Annotated in this window: 22 protein-coding genes and 1 tRNA gene; 11 read left to right on the top strand and 12 right to left on the bottom strand. The window is 63.3% G+C overall.

Going from position 1 to position 21,369, the window contains the following annotated elements; all coding sequences use genetic code 11:
- The first annotated feature begins 7 nt into the window (after positions 1-7).
- Positions 8-2,251 (top strand): ComEC/Rec2 family competence protein, encoded by a 2,244-nt coding sequence (locus tag ACHFFA_RS11160; RefSeq protein ID WP_394270909.1) that lies wholly within the window; start codon positions 8-10, stop codon positions 2,249-2,251.
- Here ACHFFA_RS11160 and lexA read toward each other — a convergent pair.
- The 9 genes from lexA to ACHFFA_RS11115 all read right to left on the bottom strand — a co-directional run bounded on the left by lexA (position 2,245) and on the right by ACHFFA_RS11115 (position 11,218).
- On the bottom strand, positions 2,245-2,943 hold the full coding sequence (lexA, locus tag ACHFFA_RS11155) for a transcriptional repressor LexA (protein WP_394270908.1): 699 nt from the start codon (positions 2,941-2,943) through the stop codon (positions 2,245-2,247). The two genes, ACHFFA_RS11160 and lexA, sit on opposite strands and share 7 nt — an antisense overlap.
- A 114-nt stretch (positions 2,944-3,057) precedes the next feature.
- Positions 3,058-3,525 (bottom strand): cyclic pyranopterin monophosphate synthase MoaC, encoded by a 468-nt coding sequence (moaC, locus tag ACHFFA_RS11150; protein ID WP_394270907.1) that lies wholly within the window; start codon positions 3,523-3,525, stop codon positions 3,058-3,060.
- On the bottom strand, positions 3,513-4,313 hold the full coding sequence (gene trpC, locus ACHFFA_RS11145; RefSeq protein ID WP_394270906.1) for an indole-3-glycerol phosphate synthase TrpC: 801 nt from the start codon (positions 4,311-4,313) through the stop codon (positions 3,513-3,515). The genes moaC and trpC overlap by 13 nt, the downstream gene beginning before the upstream one ends.
- The gene (trpD, locus tag ACHFFA_RS11140) at positions 4,310-5,302 is read right to left on the bottom strand and encodes an anthranilate phosphoribosyltransferase (RefSeq protein WP_394270905.1); all 993 of its coding nucleotides are present in this window, start codon (positions 5,300-5,302) and stop codon (positions 4,310-4,312) included. The genes trpC and trpD overlap by 4 nt, the downstream gene beginning before the upstream one ends.
- Positions 5,299-5,916 carry an anthranilate synthase component II gene (locus tag ACHFFA_RS11135; RefSeq protein WP_394270904.1) on the bottom strand — a complete coding sequence of 206 codons (618 nt, stop codon included), beginning with the start codon at positions 5,914-5,916 and terminating at the stop codon, positions 5,299-5,301. The genes trpD and ACHFFA_RS11135 overlap by 4 nt, the downstream gene beginning before the upstream one ends.
- Positions 5,917-5,969: 53 nt before the next feature.
- A complete protein-coding gene (gene pip, locus ACHFFA_RS11130; RefSeq protein ID WP_394270903.1) occupies positions 5,970-6,932 on the bottom strand; it encodes a prolyl aminopeptidase in 963 nt (320 codons plus the stop codon).
- Positions 6,929-7,768, bottom strand: coding sequence for a phosphodiester glycosidase family protein (locus ACHFFA_RS11125; protein WP_394270902.1), 840 nt, complete (start codon positions 7,766-7,768; stop codon positions 6,929-6,931). Before ACHFFA_RS11125 ends, pip begins: the two co-directional genes overlap by 4 nt.
- Entirely contained in the window at positions 7,765-9,270 is a 1,506-nt protein-coding gene (locus tag ACHFFA_RS11120) for an anthranilate synthase component I family protein (protein WP_394270916.1), read from the bottom strand. Before ACHFFA_RS11120 ends, ACHFFA_RS11125 begins: the two co-directional genes overlap by 4 nt.
- 16 nt (positions 9,271-9,286) lie before the next feature.
- Entirely contained in the window at positions 9,287-11,218 is a 1,932-nt protein-coding gene (locus ACHFFA_RS11115) for a peptidyl-prolyl cis-trans isomerase (protein ID WP_394270901.1), read from the bottom strand.
- 199 nt (positions 11,219-11,417) lie between these two features.
- Between ACHFFA_RS11115 and tpiA the strand changes: the two genes are divergently transcribed.
- From tpiA to ACHFFA_RS11100, 3 genes are all read left to right on the top strand, one after another.
- On the top strand, positions 11,418-12,179 hold the full coding sequence (gene tpiA / locus ACHFFA_RS11110; protein ID WP_394270900.1) for a triose-phosphate isomerase: 762 nt from the start codon (positions 11,418-11,420) through the stop codon (positions 12,177-12,179).
- 88 nt (positions 12,180-12,267) lie between these two features.
- Positions 12,268-12,648 carry a preprotein translocase subunit SecG gene (gene secG / locus ACHFFA_RS11105; RefSeq protein ID WP_394270899.1) on the top strand — a complete coding sequence of 127 codons (381 nt, stop codon included), beginning with the start codon at positions 12,268-12,270 and terminating at the stop codon, positions 12,646-12,648.
- A gap of 93 nt (positions 12,649-12,741) precedes the next feature.
- The gene (locus tag ACHFFA_RS11100; RefSeq protein ID WP_394270898.1) at positions 12,742-14,376 is read left to right on the top strand and encodes a CTP synthase; all 1,635 of its coding nucleotides are present in this window, start codon (positions 12,742-12,744) and stop codon (positions 14,374-14,376) included.
- A gap of 302 nt (positions 14,377-14,678) precedes the next feature.
- On the opposite strand, the gene ACHFFA_RS11095 is transcribed toward ACHFFA_RS11100, so the two are convergent.
- Positions 14,679-15,149 (bottom strand): Hsp20 family protein, encoded by a 471-nt coding sequence (locus ACHFFA_RS11095; RefSeq protein ID WP_394270897.1) that lies wholly within the window; start codon positions 15,147-15,149, stop codon positions 14,679-14,681.
- 163 nt (positions 15,150-15,312) lie between these two features.
- Between ACHFFA_RS11095 and grxC the strand changes: the two genes are divergently transcribed.
- The 4 genes from grxC to ACHFFA_RS11075 all read left to right on the top strand — a co-directional run bounded on the left by grxC (position 15,313) and on the right by ACHFFA_RS11075 (position 16,970).
- The gene (grxC, locus tag ACHFFA_RS11090) at positions 15,313-15,570 is read left to right on the top strand and encodes a glutaredoxin 3 (protein WP_394270896.1); all 258 of its coding nucleotides are present in this window, start codon (positions 15,313-15,315) and stop codon (positions 15,568-15,570) included.
- A gap of 3 nt (positions 15,571-15,573) precedes the next feature.
- Complete coding sequence (locus tag ACHFFA_RS11085) at positions 15,574-16,380, top strand: carbon-nitrogen hydrolase family protein (RefSeq protein ID WP_394270895.1); 807 nt, start codon at positions 15,574-15,576, stop codon at positions 16,378-16,380.
- A 6-nt stretch (positions 16,381-16,386) separates the two neighbouring features.
- Positions 16,387-16,854: a DUF1178 family protein gene (locus ACHFFA_RS11080; protein ID WP_394270894.1), complete on the top strand. Its 468-nt coding sequence runs from the start codon at positions 16,387-16,389 to the stop codon at positions 16,852-16,854.
- Between the two features lie 39 nt (positions 16,855-16,893).
- A tRNA-Arg gene (locus tag ACHFFA_RS11075) sits at positions 16,894-16,970 on the top strand.
- Between the two features lie 23 nt (positions 16,971-16,993).
- Here ACHFFA_RS11075 and ACHFFA_RS11070 read toward each other — a convergent pair.
- Both ACHFFA_RS11070 and hppD read right to left on the bottom strand, forming a co-directional pair.
- On the bottom strand, positions 16,994-17,578 hold the full coding sequence (locus tag ACHFFA_RS11070; protein ID WP_394270893.1) for a VOC family protein: 585 nt from the start codon (positions 17,576-17,578) through the stop codon (positions 16,994-16,996).
- On the bottom strand, positions 17,575-18,696 hold the full coding sequence (hppD, locus tag ACHFFA_RS11065) for a 4-hydroxyphenylpyruvate dioxygenase (RefSeq protein ID WP_394270892.1): 1,122 nt from the start codon (positions 18,694-18,696) through the stop codon (positions 17,575-17,577). Before hppD ends, ACHFFA_RS11070 begins: the two co-directional genes overlap by 4 nt.
- Before the next feature lie 134 nt (positions 18,697-18,830).
- On the opposite strand from hppD, the gene ACHFFA_RS11060 reads away from it, so the two are divergent.
- From ACHFFA_RS11060 to pdhA, 3 genes are all read left to right on the top strand, one after another.
- Entirely contained in the window at positions 18,831-20,003 is a 1,173-nt protein-coding gene (locus ACHFFA_RS11060; protein ID WP_394270915.1) for an acyl-CoA dehydrogenase family protein, read from the top strand.
- A 52-nt stretch (positions 20,004-20,055) separates the two neighbouring features.
- Positions 20,056-20,385 (top strand): septum formation initiator family protein, encoded by a 330-nt coding sequence (locus ACHFFA_RS11055; RefSeq protein ID WP_394270891.1) that lies wholly within the window; start codon positions 20,056-20,058, stop codon positions 20,383-20,385.
- A 105-nt stretch (positions 20,386-20,490) separates the two neighbouring features.
- A partial coding sequence (gene pdhA / locus ACHFFA_RS11050; protein WP_394270890.1) for a pyruvate dehydrogenase (acetyl-transferring) E1 component subunit alpha occupies positions 20,491-21,369 on the top strand: 879 nt, incomplete at its 3' end.

The following is a 21,369-nucleotide window of genomic DNA, read 5'->3' as shown; positions in this document are numbered from 1 at the left end:
CCTTCCGATGCCCCAACACGCCCCGGACATGACGGCGCGCGCTGCGTTCGCCAACGCCGTCCGGGGAGCCGATGGCTTCCGGCGGCGCCCTTGGCGTATCCGCCCGCGGTTGTCCAGATTGGCCGACCGGTGCGAACGCTTCCTCGCTGAGGCAGGGTTCGATCGCGGCCCGTGGATCACCGTCGCGTTCGCAGCCGGAATAGGAATGTGGTTCGCCTTGCCGCGGATCTTGCATTGGTTGATGGCGATGGGCCTCCTGGCGGCGGCAGCGGGCATTGCCCAGACGGCATGGGGCAAGCGCGACGACCGGGCCATGCTGCGGATCGCCGTCACGGCAATCTCGACGATGCTGATGGTCGGACTGGCACTGGTCTGGGCGCGATCAGAGCTGGTGGGCGCGCCGCCGGTCGCTCATCCCATGATGCAACGGATGGAAGCCCGCATCCTGTCTCTTGACGAACAGCCTGCCGAGGGGCGGGTGCGGATTGTCATCGCCGCGCGCGACGCGGAAACGGGGGCGGCGGTCAAATATCGGATCAATGTCCCTTACGAGCGGGTGGTGCCGGGTCTGGAGGACGGGGCACAAATCCGCCTGTCGGCCCGGCTGATGCCGCCGTCACCGCCGCTGTTGCCCGGGGCCTACGACTTCGCCAGAGCCGCGTGGTTCCAGGGTTACGCCGCGACCGGCAGCCTAGTGGGCGATATCACCATCGTCCGCCGCGGTGAGGATGATCAGGGTTCGCTCTCCCGATTGCAGCGGACGCTCGCCGGGCATGTGCGGTCGCAGATCGAGGGTTCGTCGGGCACGATCGCCGCAGCGCTCGCGAGTGGTGATCGCGGTGCGATTGCAAGGGCCGACGAAGACGCGATGCGCGACGCCGGACTGACGCACCTTTTGTCGATCAGCGGGCTTCATGTCAGCGCCTTGATTGGGGCGGCTTATATTATCGCGCTCAAGCTTCTTGCGCTTTCGCCCTGGCTGACCCTGCGGATACGGCTGCCCCTCGCCGCCGCCGGGTTTGGCGCCCTTGCAGGCGTGGCGTATACCCTTCTTACCGGGGCCGAGGTGCCCACAGTGCGCAGTTGCATCGGGGCGATCCTGGTTCTGGGAGCCCTGGTCCTCGGCCGGGAGCCTCTGTCGCTGAGGATGGTCTCGGTCGCCGCAGCCCTGGTGCTTGCCCTCTGGCCCGAGGCGCTGGTCGGACCGAGCTTTCAGATGAGTTTTGCAGCCGTGATCGCCATCGTGGCGTTGCATGGCAGCGATCCGGTCCGGCGCTTTCTCGCGCCCCGTGAGGAACCCGGGGTCGCCCGGCTATGTCGCCGGATGGCGATGCTGTTCATTACCGGCATCGTCATCGAGCTGGCCCTTACCCCAATCGTCCTGTTTCATTTCCATCGCGCCGGGCTTTACGGGGCGTTTGCCAATGTCGTGGCGATCCCGCTGGTGACGTTCGTTTCCATGCCCCTGATCGCCCTTGCCCTTTTTCTAGACCTGATTGGCGCCGGGAGAGCGGTCTGGTGGCTGGCTGGCGGATCGCTCGATCTCCTCCTTGCGATCGCGCACTTCACGGCAGCCCAGCCGGGAGCGGTCAAGCTGGTCCCCTATGTCGGGCTTGGTCCGGTTCTGCTGTTTCTGGCCGGGAGCGTCTGGCTGGCCTTGTGGAGGGGGCGGCGGCGTCTCTGGGGTGCCGCGCCGATGGCATTTGCCGCAGCGCTCCTCGCCACAGCGCCGGTGCCCGATGTCCTCATCACGCGTGACGGAAGGGAACTCGGCCTGACCGATGCCGGGGGGCGGCTCTATCTGCTTCGGAACAGCGAAGGGGGCTATGCGCGCGATAATCTGATCGAACTGGGCGGCTCGGAAGCTCAGCCGCTGACCATCAGGCAATGGCCCGGCGCACGCTGCACATCGGAATTCTGCAGCCTGACGATGACAAGAGGCGTGCAAGACTGGCACCTCCTCATTGCCCGCAACCGGCACCGCATCGACGAGCGACAGCTCGCCGCTGCGTGCGAAAAAGCGCATGTCGTCATCGCCGACCGCTGGCTGCCGCGCAGCTGCCGCCCGTTATGGCTGAAAGCAGACCGCAACTTCCTCGCCGATGCCGGTGGGGCCGCACTGTTTCTTGAAACGGAGCGGATCCATTCGGTCAGGAACGGGCCGACCGATCATGGCTGGTCGGCACACGATCCATCAGAGCAAGCAGGCAGGCGCAGACGAACCGCACCCGCCAACCAATCGCATCAATGATAGCGGCGGAGGAGGCCGGCAAGCTTGCCCTGGACCTGGACCCGGCCCGGGGCATAGACCTGCGCATCATACGTCGCGTTGGCGGGATCGAGACGGATCATCCCGCTTTCCTTGCGCAGGTACTTGAGCGTCGCTTCCTCGCCATCGACCAGCGCCACGACGATTTCCCCGTCACGGGCCGTATCGGTCCTCCGCACGAGCGCAAAATCCCCATCGAAGATACCGGCCTCGACCATCGAATCCCCGGATACCTCAAGCGCGTAATGATCGCCGGGGCCGAGGAGGGCCGCCGGTACGGGCATTGAGGTCTGCCCCTCGATCGCCTCGATCGGCGCCCCCGCCGCGATGCGCCCGTGAAGCGGGATTTCGATCACGTCGTTAGACGCCATCGGAACCGTCCGCGTATCGCCCTTTGGCATGATCGGCGCCGGTGTAGAGGCAGGCGTCTTCATTGCGGCAGCCGCCACAGTAACGCTATGTTCGGGAAGCTTGACCACTTCGAGAGCCCGTGCCCGATTGGGCAGACGGCGGATGAAACCGCGTTCTTCCAGCGCCGAGATCAAGCGGTGAACGCCCGACTTGCTCTTCAGGTCGAGCGCCTCCTTCATTTCCTCGAAGGACGGAGAAATTCCCGTCTTTTCCAGCCGCTGCTGGATGAAGCGGATCAGTTCGTACTGCTTGGCGGTCAGCATCGCGGCATATACTCCCAATACGTCCCTCTCGGAACGAATAAGGAACAATTAGGAAACTATTATGCAATAGTCAACTGAAAGCCGTGCCCTAGGTAGTCGCACCGGTTCACTGCTTTACCCGGTGGCCTCATCAGATGCACCGCCGCGCTTCTCAATCAAGGTAATGCCACCGATGGTTATCGTCTTGTCGAGGGCCTTGGCCATGTCGTATATCGTCAGCAGAGCCACGGACACTGCCGTCAACGCCTCCATCTCCACGCCAGTCCGGCCGGTCAGGCTGACTGTTGCGACAGCGACGATCGCATCTCCCAAAAAACTGAAATCCACCGTGACCGCGTCGAGCGAAAGAGGGTGGCACAGCGGAATGAGTTCGCTGGTCTTCTTCGCCGCGAGGATGCCGGCGATACGAGCTGTCCCCAGCGCATCCCCCTTGGGACCCGAGCCGGCGCAAATCGCCGTCAGCGCCTCGGCAGACATCTCGATCCGCCCCGAAGCCCGCGCTGTGCGGACCGTTTCGGCCTTGCGGCCGACATCGACCATCCGCGCGGCGCCGCTATCATCAAGATGCGTCAGGCGGGGCATGCGTCACCGTGCAGCAGGCGGTGTGTCGCACCGCGAAGATCCGCCTCGCGCATCAGACTTTCGCCGACAAGAAAGCTCCGCACGCCGGCATCGGCAAGCCGGCGGCAATCGTCATGGCCGGTAATTCCACTCTCCGCGACGAGGTGGGCTTCCTTCGGAGTCAGCTTGGCGAGCCGCTCGGTGATCGCGATATCGGTGACGAAGGATCGCAGGTCGCGGTTATTGATCCCGATCATGGGGGATCGCATGCGCAAAGCGCGTTCAAGCTCGCCTTCGTCATGCACTTCGATCAAGACATCCATCCCGAGGTTGAGCGCGATCGCTTCGCATTCGGCCAGCATCGGGTCGTCCAGTGCGGCAACGATCAGCAGGATGGCATCGGCGCCCAAGGCACGGGATTCGGTGACTTGCCACGGATCGACGATGAAATCCTTGCGCAACGCCGGCAAGGCACAGGCATCCCTTGCCTCGATCAGATATTGGTCAGACCCCAGGAAATAGCGCGTCTCGGTGAGGATCGAGAGGCAGGCGGCGCCTCCCTCCTCATAGGATTGCGCATGAGCGGGGGGATGAAAATCTTCGCGGATCAAACCTTTGGATGGCGAAGCTTTCTTGATCTCCGCGATCAGGGCAAAGCCCGATCTCGCCTTCACTTGCAACGCGTTCAAAAATCCGCGAGGCGGACTTGCCGCCGCTGCCTTGGCCTCGATTTCCGGCAATGGCGTGCGAGCCTTCAATTGCTGCACCTCGGCAAGCCTCGCTGCACAGATTTCGGTGAGCTTGTTCATTGCGCCATTTCGATCCAGTCTTCGAGCAGCCGCGCCGCCGCGCCGCTATCGAGTGCTTGTGCCGCCTTTTCGGAACCTTCTTGCCAGTCTGCGGCACTCCCGGCCAGTAATAGGACAGCGCCTGCATTGAACAGGACCGCATCGCGATAGGCACCCCGCGTTCCGGAGAGGAGAGCCTTTAGCTCGATCGCATTATGCCGCGCATTGCCGCCCCTGATCGCGGTCACAGGTGCATGGTCCAGCCCCGCCATCGACGCGTCTACCCGGCGCATCTCGAATGAATTGCCGGTTACGTCGGCCAGTTCGTTACCGCCGGCGAGGCTCAATTCGTCCAGCCCCTCATCACCCGAGGCAATGAAGGTTCGCCGGGTTCCGAGCCGCGCCTTGGCCTCGGCGTAGATCGGTACATAGGCCGGACGGGCGATTCCGATCAGCTGGCGCTGCACACCAGCCGGGTTGGACAGCGGCCCCATGAGGTTGAAAATCGTCCTTACCCCCAGCCGCTGGCGAAGGGGCTGGATGCGACCCATGGCCGGATGATGATTGCGGGCGAACAGGAAGCAGATTCCGAGCTCGGCCAAGGTCTTCTCTGCCGTGCGCCCGGCCGCTTCCATGTCCAGCCCCAGCATCTCGAGCGTATCGGCCGCGCCGGCCTTGCTGCTCGCTGCCCGATTGCCATGCTTGGCCACCGGAACCCCGCTGGCAGCAACGACAAGGCTGACGGCGGTGGAGACATTCAGCGTATGATGCCCGTCGCCCCCGGTCCCGCAGCAGTCCACGGCATCGGCCGGGGCATCGATCGGGATGAGGCGGGCCCGCAGCGCGCGTGCCGAGCCGGCAATCTCTTCAGCCGTTTCGCTCCGCTGCGAAAGGCCGACGAGGAACGTCCCGATAGCCTCCTCGTCAGCCTCTCCATCGAGGATCCAGCCGAACACTTCCTCGGCCTCTTGCTCGGTCAGATGATCGGAGAAATGGGGTAGTGTCCTCATGCCGCTACCGCCCTTTGCGGCTTTCCGCATATCGCGAGAAAATTCGAAAGCAGGGCGTGGCCATGCTCCGTCGCGATGCTTTCAGGGTGAAACTGGACCCCGTGGATGGGCAGGGTGCGGTGCCGCAATCCCATGATACAGGTGCCGTCCAGCCCGGGGGTCTCGCTGGTGGCATTGATCAGCAGGCAGTCGGGCACGTCCTCGACCACCAGCGAATGGTAGCGGGTCGCCCGGTACGGCGTGGGCAGGCCGGCAAAGACGCCGGTGCCATCGTGAGCCACGTCGCTGGTCTTGCCATGCATCAGGCCGCCGCGCACCACCTTGCCGCCGAAATGCTGGCCGATCGCCTGATGGCCGAGGCAGACACCGAGCAGCGGCATCGCCGCCGCCTCGCATTCCCGGATAACGGCAAGGCTCACGCCCGCATCGGACGGAGTGCAGGGGCCTGGCGATATCAGCACCCCGTCATACGAGCCCGCAACTGCTTCGGCAGCTTCCAGCGCATCATTTCGCCGCACCTCGACCACTGCGCCCAGTTCGACGAGATAGTGGACGAGGTTGAAGGTGAAACTGTCGTAATTGTCGATCAAGAGGATGCGGGGGGAGGGGGGCATGGCGCGTTGTCCGACGAGGGGGTGTGCGGCGATCAAGCCTGATTGGATGTTCGTCAATCGCCGGTACCGGCAAACCTGTCGGTCGCGCGCACGAGGCCATCGACAATGCCCGGCTCACCCGCGCTATGGCCTGCATCATCGACGATCCACAGCTCCCCTGTCGGCCACACTTTCGACAGATCGTACGCAGAAACAGGAGGCGTGCAGATGTCGTGCCGCCCCTGGACGATGATCCCGGGGATCTGGGCGATCTGACCGGCTTCACGCAGAAGCTGGCCTTCCTGAAGCCAGAAATCGGCCTTGAAAAACTCGGCCGCGATGCGCGCCATCGGAACGGCCTTGGCCGGGTCGGCGAAATCATCGAGCAGGGCGGGATCGGGTAGCAAGGTCGCCAGCACGCCTTCCCACTGCGACCATGCCCCGGCGGCGCGCGCGCGTTCGGCCTCGTCCGATCCTGTCAGCCGCCGGTGATAGGCGGCCACGAGATCATCGCGCTCGGCTGGAGGGATGATTGCGCTGAACGCCTCCCATGCTTCGGGCATGATCTGGCTGGCGCCATGTTCGTACAGCCAGCGCTTTTCCGCCCGACGGGCAAGGAATACGCCGCGCAGGATGAGTTCGGTTACCCGGGCAGGATGGGCTTGCGCATAGGCAAGGGCAAGCGTCGCCCCCCAGCTGCCGCCGAACACCTGCCAGCGGGCATGGCCGGCCATCTCGCGCAGCCGCTCGATATCGTCAACGATGGTCCAGGTATCGTTCGCCTCGAGCGAAGCAAAAGGGGTCGACCGGCCGCATCCGCGCTGATCGAACAGCAAGACGTCGTAGAGGGCCGGGTTCCATTGACGTCGATGACTGGGACTCATTCCGCCGCCGGGACCGCCATGAAGAAAAACCGCCGGCTTCGCGCCTTTTGTCCCGACCCGTTCCCAGTAGAGGGAGTGACCGTCGCCGACATCCAGCATTCCGCTGTCGAACGGTTCGATCTCGGGATAGAGTGTGCGGCGGTGCTGGTTCATTCGCTGACCTCCTCGACCCGCTCGACCACCACGATCGGACCGATGGGCGCTCCGGCGTCGAGCCGCTCGGTGGAAGGGTTCCACAAGGCCGAGACGTTGCCATCCAAGTAGAGCGCGTTGGGGGTCTTGAGTTCGTCCCGCATGAACCGGGCCAGCTTGCCGAACGACAGTGGCGCGTTCGAGATGACGAAATGCGCGCGCCCCTTGTCGTCTACCCCGACCGCGTTGCGAATGAGCTTGGAAGGCCCGTCCCCAGTTACCTCGGGATGGATCTTGCCGTCGATGACCAGCATCGGCCCCGATTGCGTGCCAAACTCCGGACGGTCGGCAACATCGGCGAGAAAATCCTCGGTCGTCTTGATCGCCCAGCTGTCGCCCGTGCCGTAGAAGACCCCATTGGGCTTGAGATGGAAATTACCGTCGCCATCGTTGGTGTTGAGAGTCTGCAGGCGCTCCGACCCTTCCACATAGTAGCCGATCGGCTTGCCTTCTTCGTCGAACATTCCGGCGTTCATCGCAAAGGCCACCCTGCCGCCCTGGCGCGCGCTGGCAAGGGCGGTCAGGCTGCGATAGGGTTCGCCGCCGTCCGGCCCCAGATCCATCGAAATGCGATGCCGCGCAGGAACCGCAAGACAGTGGGTCAGCGGCGTATTCTCGAAGATGATCGAGCGGCAGGCCGATTGCACCTCGGGCGATACCGCCACCCCGGGGGTGGGCGACGGCGTTGTCGGCATCGCCTGCCCGTCGATCCGCGCACGCGTGACCGGTTTGCCTTCGGTCGGCTCGTCGCAGCCCGCAAGAGCGACGAGCGCCAGGAAGGGGAGAAGTGCTTTCATATCTCGTTCCAGGTTTCACCGGCCAGACGCAGGGCTTCGCGGGCGGCCGCAAACAGCGCCCCGGCCTTCGCCTCGCATTCGCGCTGCTCGTAGGCCGGATCGCTGTCCGCAACGATGCCTGCGCCCGCGCGAACGTGCATTACCTTGTCCTTCACCACTGCCGTGCGCAAGACGATACAACTGTCGATCGAACCATCGGGAGCGAAATATCCGACCCCCCCGGCGTAAGGCCCGCGGGCCTCGGGTTCGAGTTCTGCAATGATCTGGCATGCCCTCACCTTGGGGGCACCGCTGACCGTTCCGGCCGGGAAACCCGCGAACAAGGCGTCCACCGCATCGTTACCTTCGGCCAGGGTCCCGGTTACCGTACTGACGATGTGCATCACGTGGCTATAACGCTCGACCGTGAAGCTGCTCGCAACGTCGACGCTGCCGCCGGCGGCGACGCGGGCAACATCGTTGCGACCAAGGTCGAGCAGCATCAGATGCTCTGCACGTTCCTTGGGATCGGCAAGGAGGGCCGCTTCTGCCTCGGCGTCTTCACGTGCGGTTCGCCCGCGGGGTCTGGTCCCGGCGATCGGGCGAACCGTAACCTCGCCCTCGCGCACCCGGACGAGGATTTCCGGGCTCGATCCAACCAGGGCAAACCCGGGGAGATCAAGGAGGAAAAGGAAAGGCGACGGGTTGATCCGCCGCAGGGCGCGATAGAGCGCGATCGGCGGCAAGGCGAAAGGCGCGCTGAACCTCTGCGAAAGCACCACCTGGAAGACATCGCCGCCAACGATGTATTCCTTCGCCTTGTCGACCATACGCGCGAAATGTCCGGGCGTGGTGGCCGATTGAACTTCGATCGGCGGCTGTGCCGGCGGCGGGGCTTGGATAGCCGTGGCGGGCGAGTTGAGGGAAGCAAGCGTGCGGTCGATCCGACTCTCCCCGTCGGCTATCGCATCCGCGGGCAGACGAGGCGACGGCCACAAGGGCGCAATGACGAAGAGGGCATCGGTAACCCCGTCGAAGACCAAGGTAACGGTTGGCCGGACGAACAGCATGTCGGGCAGACCAAGCGAACTGGGTGCGGCGCGGGGAATTTTCTCGATAAGGCCGATCGTCTCGAAACCGAAGTAACCGACCAGACAGGCCAGAGCCGGAGGAAGTTCGGGATCCGTTTCCATCCGGCACTCCGCCAGCAGTCCTCGCAGCGCCGCCAGAGCATTTCCGGTCGCCGGCTCGAAGACGTCCCTCTGATCGCTCCAGGTCCGATTGATCTCGGCCCTCTCTCCGCTCGCCCGAAAAACGAGATCGGGCGCAATGCCCAGCACCGTATATCGCCCGCGCGTATCGCCGCCTTCTACGGACTCCAGCAAAAAATCTCCGCGGCCCTCCTCGAAGAGAGTGAGGGCTGCCGCAACCGGGGTCAGCCTATCGGCGACCACCTTGCGCCAGACGAGGCCCGGGCGCGCTTCGGTCAGCGCGCGCAGCGCCGCATCGCGTCCGTGCAGCATATCGTGCAAGCGGCCCTCAGTTCTCGCCGAGCAGCTGCCGGCGGACTGCCTGGATCGCATCCGCATTGCGTTCTACGCCGACTTCCTTGCGCATCGCCGCGCCAAGCTGCTCGCCGTATTCAGCACCCCAGATCTGCCCGAGTTCGGCCTGCGCCTGCGCGATCAGCGGATCGTTCGGAGCGAGATCGTCGAGGGTTACGTTCTCAAGATTGACGACGTACCAGCCGCGGTTGCCGGGCACTTCCAGGGTCTTGACCGACCCTTGGGCCATGCCGAACAGCAGGGCGATCGACGGCGGCACCCGCTGCCCGCCTAGACGCGCCAATTCCTCGCGGCTGAGGCTCACTTGCTCGACCGAGGCGCGGGCCTGCTCCGCCGCGATGGCCTGGGCGACGGAACTGCCGCCCTCGACCCGCTTCACGATGCGGTTCGCAACGTCCCGTGCCCGGCTGGCCCCCATTGCCTGTCGCCACTGCGCGGTGACCTCGTCGCGGATTTCTGCAAGAGGTGCAGTCGCCGCGGGGGTGATTTCGGTGACCTGGTAGACAAGATAGGTCTCCCCGCCGGACAGGGCGCTGATTTCCGGCTCGCCTTCCTCCATCTGGAATGCCACGTTGAGCACGGGTTGAAGCAGTGCCGGCGCACTCTCCTGCTGTCCGTAGATCTGGCCCGTGGCCAGAAGCGGAGCAGTGGTGGATACCTGTGCCCGCCGTCCGCTCGCGATCTCCTGCAGGTTGGCACCCTCGGTAATCTGATCCTCAAGCTCGAGAGCGAGGTCGGAAAGCAGGCGGGTGCGCTTTTCCTGACGAATCCGTGTGGCAAGTTCGCCGCGTACCTGCTCGAGCGGGCGTGCGGCAATCCGGTCGACCGATCGGACCTGCGCGATGTGCCAGCCAAGCGGGCTGCGGGCGGGCGAGGTAACTGACCCTTGCGCTGCTGCGAAATAGGCATTGGCTACGGCTTCGGACGCCTGCCCGCGGATCTCTTCCCGGCTCGCGCCGTCGAACTGGGTAGTCCTCAATCCCCCGGCCTGCGCCGCGGCGGTCAGGCTTTGCCCTCCCGCGACGCGCTGCGCGATAGACCTTGCCGCATCCTGCGTCGGGACGATCAGCTGGGTGAAGCTGCGTTCCTCGCTCGCCGCATATTGAGCCGCATTCTGACGGTATGCGGCAGCGATCTCGGCCTCGGTCGGCTCGACCGCATCGCCAAGCGAGGCGACATCGAACTGCGCATATTGGATGACCCGCCGTTCGGGGCGGACGAAACGGGCGCGATTGTCGTCGTAATAGGCCTGAAGCTGAGCCGCGCTCGGAGCGGATGCGGGGGCGAACGCATCGGCCGACAGCAACGCGATCTCGCCCGTCCGCCGTTCCTTGAATACGCGGGCATAGGTGCGCGCGATTGATGCCGGAATGGTCGCGCCGTAGCTGACCGGAACGATCGTCTGCTGAGCGACCAGCCCGGCCCCGATCAGCTCGCGCAGCCGGGCATCGGACAACTGCTCGCGCGCAAGGAACGCGCGGTAGGTGTTCTCATCGAAGGCCCCGCTCGGTCCGGCGGCAGCAGGTATCTGGCGGATTTCGCTGTTCACCAGGTTCTCGCCCGCACGAAAGCCATGTTTTCGAGCCCATTCGACCAGCGCCGAACGATTGATAAGATCGTTGAGCGCCTGTTCCAGCCCGCCGCCTGCCAGCAGGCCGGCCATCGTCAGCGTCGGGTTCTGCTGCCGCTGGCGATCAAGCTCGTCGGTGGCGGCCCGGGCGAGGTCGGCGGTCCCGATCTTCTCGTCTCCGACCACAGCCACCCGATCGCCGCCCGCAATCCCGCCGATGGTGGCGGTATTGGACACGTCCATGCTGGCGAAGGCAAAGCCCATCAGCGCGAGGAAGGCGAGGACCAGTGCCAGTCCGATCCGGGTCTTGAAAAAGCTTCGAAAAAAACTGAGCATGGGTTGCGAAAACTTCCGGTGTGCTGCTTACGCACGGCCACCTCGAGGGCGACCGTATTTCACGGCGCCTTATCTGTCATGGGGCTTACCCGCAACAGGTGCAGGCGGCCTTTCGACGCTTTGCGATCGATAGCTGGCGAAGCGCAATGGGCAGCCTATATAGCGGCTCGCCGCAACAGTGCTGAAAGTGGAACCTGCAATGGCCGACCGGCCCTATATCGTTGGCAATTGGAAGATGAACGGCACACGTGCCATGCTTGCCGAAGCGCGGGCGATCGATCGCGGGGCACAGCGTACGATGACGGTCGAGGTCGCCCTCGCTCCTCCGGCAACGCTGATTCACGCGGTGCACAAGGAGGTCGAGCAGATCGGCGTCGGGGCACAGGATTGTCATCCCGGCGAATTCGGCGCGCATACCGGCGACGTTTCGGCAACGATGCTTGCCGATGCCGGTGCGAAATTCGTCATCCTGGGCCATAGCGAGCGGCGCGGTGGCCATGGCGAATCCAACGCCCTCATCGCCGACAAGATCGACAGCGCGCTTGCTGCGGGCCTCGACGTCATCTTGTGCTGCGGAGAGGATCTTTCCGTCCGTGATGCGGGCGAGGCGGAAGCCTTCGTAACCGGACAGCTTCGCGGCTCGCTTCCGCAGATCGACAGTGCGGGCGAACGCCTCACTATTGCATACGAGCCGATCTGGGCCATCGGCACGGGGCGCACGGCAGGAAGCGAGGAAATCGGTGCGATGCACGGCGCGATCCGAAAGCTGTTGTGCGAACTTTACGGCGCCGACCAGGGTGCAGCGGTGCGGATACTGTACGGAGGTTCGGTCAAGAGCGACAATGTCGCGGAAATTCTCGCCAGTCCCGAAGTAGGCGGCGCGCTGGTCGGCGGTGCCAGCCTCACGGCCGAAGATTTTCTTGGCATCGTCGTCGGCGCATCCGAAACCGTCGAGGCGTAAGTGCGCCATTCTTGCCCTGTCGGCCCGCCTCGCCTAAGGGCGCAGGCCGAAGGCAAGCTTTTCGCATAATTCAGGCAGTCACCCAGCAATGTTTCTTTTTCTCACCGTGGTCCAGGCGATCGTCGCAGCGGCGCTGGTCGGCGTCATCCTCATGCAGCGCTCCGAAGGGGGCGGGCTCGGCATCGGCGGCAGCCCGTCGGGTATGCTGGGTGCGCGCGGGGCGGCGGATTTCCTGACGCGCTCGACCAAGTGGCTGGCGGTGCTGTTCGTTGTCCTGTCGATCGCGCTGGCAGCAATCGCAGTTGAAGGCGGCGGGGGCGGGGCAATCGAGTCGACCCTCGATCGTTCGGCTATCCCGGCACAGCAGACGGACCCGCTGACGCCTTCCGCGGCACCGGCTGCTCCTGCCCCGGCGGCGCCTGCCGGCACTACCGATCAGACGGACCCGCTCGGCAACGCTGCCGGCTGACACTCAATCCACAGGCCGGTTGCAAGGGGAAGGCTCGGTCGGCGCCCAAGGCCCTTGCGCCGAATCACACCCCAAGCGTAAGGCTCCCCTCCCATGGCGCGGTATATATTCATCACCGGCGGCGTGGTTTCCTCGCTCGGCAAGGGTCTCATGGCGGCATCGCTCGCAGCGTTGTTGCAAGCGCGGAGCTACAAGGTCCGCATTCGCAAGTTCGACCCCTATCTGAATGTCGATCCGGGCACGATGAGCCCGTATCAGCATGGCGAAGTCTACGTCACCGATGACGGGGCCGAAACCGACCTCGACCTTGGTCACTACGAGCGTTTCACCGGCGTATCGGCCCATCAGGGCGACAACGTGACTTCGGGACGGGTCTATCGCGACATCATCGCGCGGGAACGGCGCGGCGACTATCTCGGGGCGACGGTGCAAGTCGTCCCGCATGTCACAGATGCGATCAAGCAGTTCGCACTGGCCGATCAGGGCGATCACGATTTTATCCTGTGCGAAATTGGCGGGACCGTCGGCGATATCGAAGGCCTGCCGTTCATGGAGGCGATCCGCCAGCTGCGCAACGAACTCGAGCCGATGCAGACCTTGAGCGTCCATGTGACGCTGGTACCCTATATCGCCGCGGCGGGTGAGATGAAGACGAAGCCGACCCAGCATTCGGTGCGCGAACTGGCGAGCCTGGGTATCCAGCCCGATGTGCTGCTCTGCCGTGCCGAACACCCGATCCCGCATTCGGAACGGCGCAAGATCGCCCAGTTCTGCAATGTCCGCGCCGACGCAGTGATCCCAGCCCTCGATGCGCCATCTATCTATGCGGTGCCGCTGCAATATCACCGCGAAGGACTGGACCGGGAAGTGCTACGCGGCTTCGGCATCACCGACGCCCCCGAACCCGACCTGTCGCGCTGGCAGGATGTCATGGAGCGCCACGCCAATCCCGAAGGCGAAGTGACGATCGGCGTCGTGGGCAAGTATGTCGGCCTGCAGGATGCCTACAAGTCTCTCAACGAAGCACTGGTTCACGGGGGGCTCGCTCACCGGGTGAAGGTCAACGTCAGGTGGATCGACGCCGAAATCTTCGAGCAGGACGACGGCGACATTTCCGCGCAACTCGAACCGATGCACGGGATCCTGGTGCCCGGCGGGTTCGGGGAGCGCGGGTCGGAAGGCAAGATCGCTGCGGTTCGCTTTGCGCGCGAGAGAAAGGTGCCTTTCTTCGGCATTTGCCTCGGCATGCAGATGGCCTGCATCGAAAGTGCGCGGTCGGCGGGCTATGGCGGGGCGTCCTCAACGGAATTCGGTGAGACCCAGGAGCCCGTGGTCGGCGTTATTACCGAATGGATGACCGAAGAAGGTCTGCAGACCCGCGAGGCGGGCGGTGATCTTGGCGGAACCATGCGTCTGGGCGCCTACCTCGCGCGGCTCGAGCCGGGTAGCAAGGCCTCGCAGGTATATGGAAATGCACTGGAGATTTCGGAGCGCCACCGTCATCGTTACGAAGTCAACAGCCATTACGTCGACGCGCTGGAAGCGGATGGCCTGACATTTTCGGGAATGTCGCCTGACGGCCTGCTGCCCGAGATTGTGGAGCGATCAGATCATCCCTGGTTTATCGGCGTCCAGTTTCACCCGGAACTGAAGAGCAAGCCCTTCGATCCGCATCCTCTGTTCGCATCCTTCATCGGTGCGGCGCTGGATCAGGCGCGTTTAGTCTAAAAACGATGAGAGCATTGGCTTGCAAGCCATTGTGATGGTTTAATTAATCTGTTCAAACTTGTATCTGAACGACAGTTCACGTTGAAGTGGCGCCACCAAGCATCTTTATCTTAGTATAAGTTCGGTTCATAGTCCGTCCGAGGGGCAGGGGGCTGCCGCACGTTGCGAACCCTTCTTGTCCAAGAACTTGTTTCGAATTCGGCCGTCTTCTGCGACCCGGACGGCGGAGTTCGAAGCTTGGCGGCGCCCGACGTCGCGGGGGCGAGGCCATGCGGTCTCGCCCCTACGGTAACGATCAGGCGTCAGGCTGCTTCACTTTCGCCATTGCTGTCCTTGACGATCTCGAGCGGGGCCTGCCCACCGATCGCGATCTTCTTGGGACGCATCGCCTCGGGCACTTCACGCACCAGATCGATGATGAGCAGCCCGTCGCGCAGGTCGGCAGCTTCGACCCGGACATAATCGGCTAGTTCGAAACGACGCTCGAAGCCGCGATTGGCGATGCCGACGTGAAGCATCTCGCCATCATGACGCTCTTCACGCTTCTGGCCCTGGATGGTCAGCAGGTTCTGCTGTGCCGTGATGTCGAGGTCGCCCTCGCGGAAGCCGGCGACAGCCAGCGTGATGCGGTAAGCATCCTCGCTCCGCCGCTCGATATTGAAAGGGGGATAATTGTCCCCGCTAGCCGTCCGGGCCTGACGTTCCATAAGGTCGAACAGGCGATCGAAGCCGACGGTGGAACGACGGTAAGGGGTAAAGTCCATACGGTTCATATGACAAATCCTCTTGTGAGCAATTTGATAATGGCAGCGCCCCTTGCGGGCACGCTGCACCGGGCGGACCCGGTACCGAGCGAGATAATCCTCGGCGGGGTCCTTTCAAGCCCCTCGACCGTTAGGTAGATATATCCTTCTATCGCAACGGAAACACACCTTCATGGCGACTATCGATATCTACACCAAGTTCGGCTGCGGTTATTGCGCAAGGGCCAAACGCCTGCTCGATGCCAAGGGCGCCGAGTACACCGAACATGACATCACGATGGGCGGTCCCCTTCGGGAGGAAATGCTGGCCCGCGCCCCATCCGCCCGAACGGTCCCGCAAATTTTCATTGGTGACCGGCATATCGGCGGATCGGATGAATTGGCGGCCCTCGAACGGGCGGGTGAGCTTGACGTGCTCCTCGCGGACTAGGCCATGCGTATCGGCGTTCTCCAGATGACCTCGGGGATCGATCCAGCGGTCAATGCCGAAACCATCGCGGATGCCGTCGCTGAAGCGGCGGCGGGCGGCGCAGTGATGCTGTTCACGCCGGAAATGTCAGGTCTGCTGGATCGTGACCGCGAGCGCGCAGCCTCGTCGATCGTTCCAGAAGAGAATGACCGTGTCCTGCATAACGTTCGCGCCGCCGCGGTACGTCATGGCCTTTGGGTAGCGCTGGGGTCGCTGGCCGTCCGGGCCGGAGACAAATACGCCAATCGCTCGCTGCTGATCGACGATCGTGGAAACGTCGCCGCGCGCTATGACAAGATGCACATGTTCGATGTCGATCTGGCGGGCGGCGAAAGCTGGCGCGAATCGCGCAGCTATCGCCCGGGCGACGCGGTAATCACCGCGCAGACCCCGCTTGGACTGCTGGGGATGACTGTCTGTTATGACCTGCGATTTCCGGCGCTGTTCGATGCACTCGGCAACGCAAACTGCGACGTCCTCGCCGTGCCGGCCGCCTTTACCGTCCCGACCGGGTCGGCGCATTGGCATGTCCTGCTTCGTGCGCGCGCCATCGAAGCCAGCGCCTTCGTTGTCGCCGCAGCGCAAACGGGCGAGCATGAGGACGGGCGGTGCACCTATGGGCACAGCCTCGTGGTCGACCCGTGGGGGGACGTCCTTCTCGACATGAAGGACAAACCCGGGCTCGGTTTCGCTGACCTCGATCTGGCACGTATTGCGGAAGTGCGCCGGCAGCTTCCCAGCCTTGCCAACCGCCGCCCGATCGCCAGATAAGGCCTGATGATCGTCTACGACCTCCATTGTGCCGCGGGGCATGCGTTTGAAGGGTGGTTCGGCTCGTCGGCCGATTACGATCGGCAACGGGCCGATATGTTGTTGTCGTGCCCCCTTTGTAACAGCTCCGACGTCAGCAAGGCACCCATGGCACCTGCGCTTGCTTCGGGCGGTCGACGCGAAAGTGCGCGAGTGCCCGCGGAGCCGTCGGTCCCGGTCGCCAACGTTGCCATGCCGCCAAAGCTCCAGGAAGCCTTCCGTCAGCTCGCGCAGGCGCAGGCTAAGGCCCTTTCGCAAAGTCGCTGGGTCGGTACGCAATTCGCCGATGAAGTGCGTGCGCAGCATTACGGGGAAAAGGACGAAGTGCCCGTTCACGGCAAGGCCAGCGCCGACGAGGCGCAGGCTTTGGTGGACGAGGGCATCATGATCGCGCCGCTGCTGATACCGGTCGTCGATCCCGACGAACTCAACTGATTGCGCGGGCAGGGCGAACAGCTATAGGACGCTTGGCACGCGCCCGTAGCTCAGCAGGATAGAGCACCAGATTCCTAATCTGGGGGCCACAGGTTCGAATCCTGTCGGGCGCACCACCCTCCTCTTCGATCCATTCGCCCTAAGGCGCGGTCCGGTTTTCGGCGTGTTCCTGACGAGCGATAGCGTGCAGCCAATCGGCATGACGCGGCGCCTTCTTGGTTTCGCTCCACTCGTCCAGCATCGGCATCGCTACGCGCTTCAATTCCGCGTATTGTTCCTCGGTACCGATATCGGCCGCCAATTCGACACGGTGGCCGTTGGGGTCGAAGAAATAGATCGATTTGAAGATGCCGTGATGCGTCGGGCCGAGAACGTCGATGCCCAGTCCTTCGGCATGAGCTTTGGCCTGCAGCAGTTCCTCTTCGCTGCCTACCTTGAATGCGAGATGCTGGACCCACTGCGGCGTATTTTCGTCGCGGCCCATTTCTCTCTGATTAGGCAATTCGAAGAACGCCAGGATGTTGCCGTTCCCGGCATCGAGGAATACGTGCATATAGGGATCGTATTCCCCGGTCGACGGGACCTGATCCTCGCTGAAAGCACTGGTATATTCCATGCCCAGCACCTTTCGGTACCAGTCGACCGTCTCCTTCGCATCCTTGCAGCGATAGGCAACGTGATGAACGCCCGCCAGATTGACGGGATGCGCCTGATCGTCGGTCATTCCGCCGGCTCCTTCTCGACCGCCTGGCTTTCATCGACGGCAAGGACACCGCGGCGGATCTGGTCGCGCTCCATGCTTTCGAACAAAGCCTTGAAATTGCCTTCGCCGAAGCCCTCGTCGCCCTTGCGCTGGATGAACTCGAAGAACACCGGGCCGACCTGCGCTTCGGCGAAGATCTGCAACAACAGACGCGGTTGTCCGCCTTCGGTGGTCCCGTCGAGGAGAATACCCCGCGCCTGAAGCTCGGATACCTTCTCGCCGTGATCGGGGAGGCGTTCGGACAGCATCTCGTAATAGGTCTCGGGCGGCGCCGTCATGAAGGGGACGCCGAACTTCTTGAGGCGGTCCCACGCGGTGACCAGATCGTCGCAGATCAACGCGATGTGCTGAATTCCCTCGCCATTGAAGTGCCGCAGGAACTCCTCGATCTGCCCCTTTCCGCCTTCGCCTTCCTCGTTGAGCGGAATGCGGATCTTGCCGTCCGGGGCCGTCAGGGCCTTGGACGTCAGGCCGGTGTATTCGCCCTTGATGTCGAAGAAGCGGATTTCACAGAAATTGAACAAGGTTTCGTAATAGTCGGCCCAGTACGACATCCGCCCATTGTAGACGTTGTGGGTCAGGTGATCGATGCGTTCGAACCCTGCGCCTTCGGGAAAACGTTCGACGCCATCGAGATATTCGAAGTCGACGTCATAGATCGAAAGCGAGGTGTCCCCCTGATCGGCATAGCGATCGACCAGATAGATGATCGCCCCGCCGATGCTGCGAATGGCCGGCAACCGCAGTTCCATCGGCCCGGTGGCAACTTCGACCGGCTCGGCACCCCTCTCCAGCAAATATGCATAGGCATGCGCCGCATCCTTGACGCGAAACCCCATTCCGCAAGCACTGGGCCCGTGTTCGCGCGCGAAATACCACGCGGCGCTGCGAGGTTCGTAGTTGGTGATCAGGTTGATATTGCCCTGTCGCCAAAGCTGGACATCCTTGCGACGGTGGCGGGCGACTTCGGTGAAGCCCATGGCCTTGAAGACCGGTTCCAGCACATTCTTCTCGGGCGCACAGAACTCGACGAATTCAAACCCATCAAGGCCTACGGGGTTTTCGAACAGATCGGCCATGGCAGTCCTCTCGCAAGGGTTAGTTTCATCGGTAACCAGTTAAGGCCAATACAACCTTTTTGTCAAGAAAGACGGGCCTTGATCATTAGGGGATGGCCGGGAGATTGCTCTTGCCGGAACGACAAGTCATGAGAATGCCCATGCAGACCCAGGCTCCGTCAGAAAGCTTCCTCGACATTCGCAGTGCCGTGAAGGCTCTGTGTGATGATTATCCAAGCTCCTATTGGCAGGAGAAGGATCGCGAACGGGCTTATCCGAGCGAATTCGTTTCGGCGCTGACCGGGGCGGGGTTCCTCGGTGCGCTGATTCCCGAGGAATACGGGGGCAGCGGGCTCGGGCTCGATGCGGCTTGCGCGATCATGGAGGAAATCCAGGCAGCAGGGTGCAACGGTGCTGCCGCTCATGCGCAGATGTACGTGATGAATACCCTCCTGCGCTATGGTTCGGAAGAGCAAAAGGCGCGGTTCCTGCCGGCTGTGGCAAGCGGCGAACTGCGGCTTCAGGCATTCAGCGTCTCGGAGCCGACAAGCGGCACCGATACGCTGAGCTTGCGAACCTTTGCCCGCAGGGACGGGGATCATTACGTCGTCGATGGGCAGAAGATCTGGACCAGCCGGGCGGAGCATTCCGATCTGATGATCCTTCTCGCGCGTACCCAGCCGCGCGATCAGGCGCCGAGCAAGACCGCCGGCCTGTCGCTCTTCCTCGTGGATATGCGCGAAGCGGTGGGCAACGGGATGACGATCAAACCTATCCGAACCATGATGAACCACTCGACGACCGAGGTGTTTTTCGACGGACTTTGCATCCCGGCCAATGCCCTGATCGGCGAGGAGGGGCAGGGTTTTCGCTACATCCTGTCAGGCATGAATGCGGAACGCATCCTGATCGGGGCGGAGTGCATCGGCGATGCGAAGTGGTTCATCGCGCGCGCCAGCGCCTATGCCAAGGAGCGACAGGTGTTCTCCCGTCCCATCGGGCAGAATCAGGGGGTGCAGTTTCCCATCGCCCGAGCCTACGCACAGATGCGCGCGGCCGAACTGATGGTCTACCATGCCGCCGGTCGCTACATGGATGGCGGGAACGTAGGCGAGGAGGCGAACATGGCAAAGATGCTCGCCAGCGAAGCCAGTTGGGCGGCGGCCGACATGTGCGTGCAGACCTTCGGCGGCTTCGGGTTTGCGGAGGAATACGACGTCGAGCGCAAGTTCCGGGAGGCACGATTGTACACCGTGGCGCCGATCAGCACCAATCTCATCCTGAGTTATCTGGCCGAGCATGTCCTCGGCCTGCCGAGATCGTACTGAGGCTCCCTGTTTTCGTCTTGCTAACCCTAACGGTTCGTGGTTTCTGGTCGCCATGAAGCGCAAGGCACGATACCGCCAGCAGCAGGATGACCGCACCCTCCGCCGGGCCGGGGTCGCGGCGCTGTTCGTGATGGGCGGCATCGCGCTTGCCGGGCCGTCCGGTCTGCTCGCATGGAGCGAGAACCTGCGCCTGCTGGATCAGCGCCGCGCCCAACTTGCCGCCATCGAAGATGAACGTGCCGCCCTTGAGAACAAGGTCGCTCTCCTCAATCCGGACAATGCCGATCCCGACATGGTGGGCGAGCTTTTACGCAGTCAGCTCAACGTCGTCCATCCGGACGAAGTCGTCGTAAAGCTCGAGGATCGCCCCGAAGGGGAGTGACGGCAGCGGCCGCGTTTTGCGGTTGCGGGCTGCGGACCGTGTTGCGCCAGCGGCGCGGCTGTGCCTATAGCCGCGCAAACACGCCGACAGACAAGGATACTTTTCTTGGCCAAAGCCCAGGCAGATAACCCGACGTCCTCGGACGGTGAGGACAGCCGGTTCACCCTTCATTCGCTGCAGGAACGCTTTGCTGCTGCGCCGCGGTACGAGGCGAGCACGGACGAAATGCGGCGTTTCTACGAACAGATGCTGCTTATCCGCCGCTTCGAGGAACGCGCCGGACAGCTTTACGGTCTCGGGCTCATCGGCGGTTTCTGCCACCTTTACATCGGTCAGGAGGCGGTGGCGATCGGCCTGCAGACCGCGCTTGACAAGGATCGCGACAGCGTGATCACCGGCTACCGGGACCATGGGCACATGCTCGCCTACGGGATCGAGCCGCGCATCATCATGGGCGAGTTGACCGGACGGCAAGCCGGCATCTCAAAGGGCAAGGGCGGGTCGATGCATATGTTCTCGACCGAGCACAAGTTCTACGGCGGGCATGGCATCGTGGGCGCGCAGGTGGCGCTGGGCGGCGGGCTCGCGCTTGCGCACCAGTACAACGAGGACGGCGGGCTCTGCCTTGCCTACTTCGGCGACGGCGCGGCTAATCAGGGGCAGGTGTACGAGACGATGAACATGGCGTCCTTATGGAAGCTGCCGATCGTTTTCGTGGTCGAGAACAACCAGTACGCCATGGGCACTGCGGTTACCCGCAGTTCGGCCGAAACCGAATTCTATCGGCGCGGCACGGCATTCCGGATTCCGGGCATGGATGTCGACGGGATGGACGTGCTTCAGGTCCGCCAGGCCGCCGAGGTGGCCTTCGCCCATGTGCGCGAAGGCAATGGCCCGGTGCTTATGGAGTGTAGCACCTATCGCTATCGCGGACATTCGATGTCCGACCCGGCGAAATACCGCACGCGCGAGGAAGTGCAGGAC

The organism is Qipengyuania sp., from assembly GCF_043423005.1.
In the GTDB taxonomy this organism is placed as follows: domain Bacteria; phylum Pseudomonadota; class Alphaproteobacteria; order Sphingomonadales; family Sphingomonadaceae; genus Qipengyuania.
Note: the sequence above shows the minus strand (reverse complement) of the source record. Positions and strands in the feature narration are given on the sequence as shown.

What these genes read in the sequence shown, in the direction of transcription:
- ACHFFA_RS11160 (WP_394270909.1), top strand. Translation starts at nt 8, where the DNA reads ATGCCCCAACACGCCCCGGACATGACGGCGCGCGCTGCGTTCGCCAAC.
- lexA (WP_394270908.1), bottom strand. Translation starts at nt 2,943, where the DNA reads ATGCTGACCGCCAAGCAGTACGAACTGATCCGCTTCATCCAGCAGCGG.
- moaC (WP_394270907.1), bottom strand. Translation starts at nt 3,525, where the DNA reads ATGCCCCGCCTGACGCATCTTGATGATAGCGGCGCCGCGCGGATGGTC.
- trpC (WP_394270906.1), bottom strand. Translation starts at nt 4,313, where the DNA reads ATGAACAAGCTCACCGAAATCTGTGCAGCGAGGCTTGCCGAGGTGCAG.
- trpD (WP_394270905.1), bottom strand. Translation starts at nt 5,302, where the DNA reads ATGAGGACACTACCCCATTTCTCCGATCATCTGACCGAGCAAGAGGCC.
- ACHFFA_RS11135 (WP_394270904.1), bottom strand. Translation starts at nt 5,916, where the DNA reads ATGCCCCCCTCCCCCCGCATCCTCTTGATCGACAATTACGACAGTTTC.
- pip (WP_394270903.1), bottom strand. Translation starts at nt 6,932, where the DNA reads ATGAACCAGCACCGCCGCACACTCTATCCCGAGATCGAACCGTTCGAC.
- ACHFFA_RS11125 (WP_394270902.1), bottom strand. Translation starts at nt 7,768, where the DNA reads ATGAAAGCACTTCTCCCCTTCCTGGCGCTCGTCGCTCTTGCGGGCTGC.
- ACHFFA_RS11120 (WP_394270916.1), bottom strand. Translation starts at nt 9,270, where the DNA reads ATGCTGCACGGACGCGATGCGGCGCTGCGCGCGCTGACCGAAGCGCGC.
- ACHFFA_RS11115 (WP_394270901.1), bottom strand. Translation starts at nt 11,218, where the DNA reads ATGCTCAGTTTTTTTCGAAGCTTTTTCAAGACCCGGATCGGACTGGCA.
- tpiA (WP_394270900.1), top strand. Translation starts at nt 11,418, where the DNA reads ATGGCCGACCGGCCCTATATCGTTGGCAATTGGAAGATGAACGGCACA.
- secG (WP_394270899.1), top strand. Translation starts at nt 12,268, where the DNA reads ATGTTTCTTTTTCTCACCGTGGTCCAGGCGATCGTCGCAGCGGCGCTG.
- ACHFFA_RS11100 (WP_394270898.1), top strand. Translation starts at nt 12,742, where the DNA reads ATGGCGCGGTATATATTCATCACCGGCGGCGTGGTTTCCTCGCTCGGC.
- ACHFFA_RS11095 (WP_394270897.1), bottom strand. Translation starts at nt 15,149, where the DNA reads ATGAACCGTATGGACTTTACCCCTTACCGTCGTTCCACCGTCGGCTTC.
- grxC (WP_394270896.1), top strand. Translation starts at nt 15,313, where the DNA reads ATGGCGACTATCGATATCTACACCAAGTTCGGCTGCGGTTATTGCGCA.
- ACHFFA_RS11085 (WP_394270895.1), top strand. Translation starts at nt 15,574, where the DNA reads ATGCGTATCGGCGTTCTCCAGATGACCTCGGGGATCGATCCAGCGGTC.
- ACHFFA_RS11080 (WP_394270894.1), top strand. Translation starts at nt 16,387, where the DNA reads ATGATCGTCTACGACCTCCATTGTGCCGCGGGGCATGCGTTTGAAGGG.
- ACHFFA_RS11070 (WP_394270893.1), bottom strand. Translation starts at nt 17,578, where the DNA reads ATGACCGACGATCAGGCGCATCCCGTCAATCTGGCGGGCGTTCATCAC.
- hppD (WP_394270892.1), bottom strand. Translation starts at nt 18,696, where the DNA reads ATGGCCGATCTGTTCGAAAACCCCGTAGGCCTTGATGGGTTTGAATTC.
- ACHFFA_RS11060 (WP_394270915.1), top strand. Translation starts at nt 18,831, where the DNA reads ATGCCCATGCAGACCCAGGCTCCGTCAGAAAGCTTCCTCGACATTCGC.
- ACHFFA_RS11055 (WP_394270891.1), top strand. Translation starts at nt 20,056, where the DNA reads ATGAAGCGCAAGGCACGATACCGCCAGCAGCAGGATGACCGCACCCTC.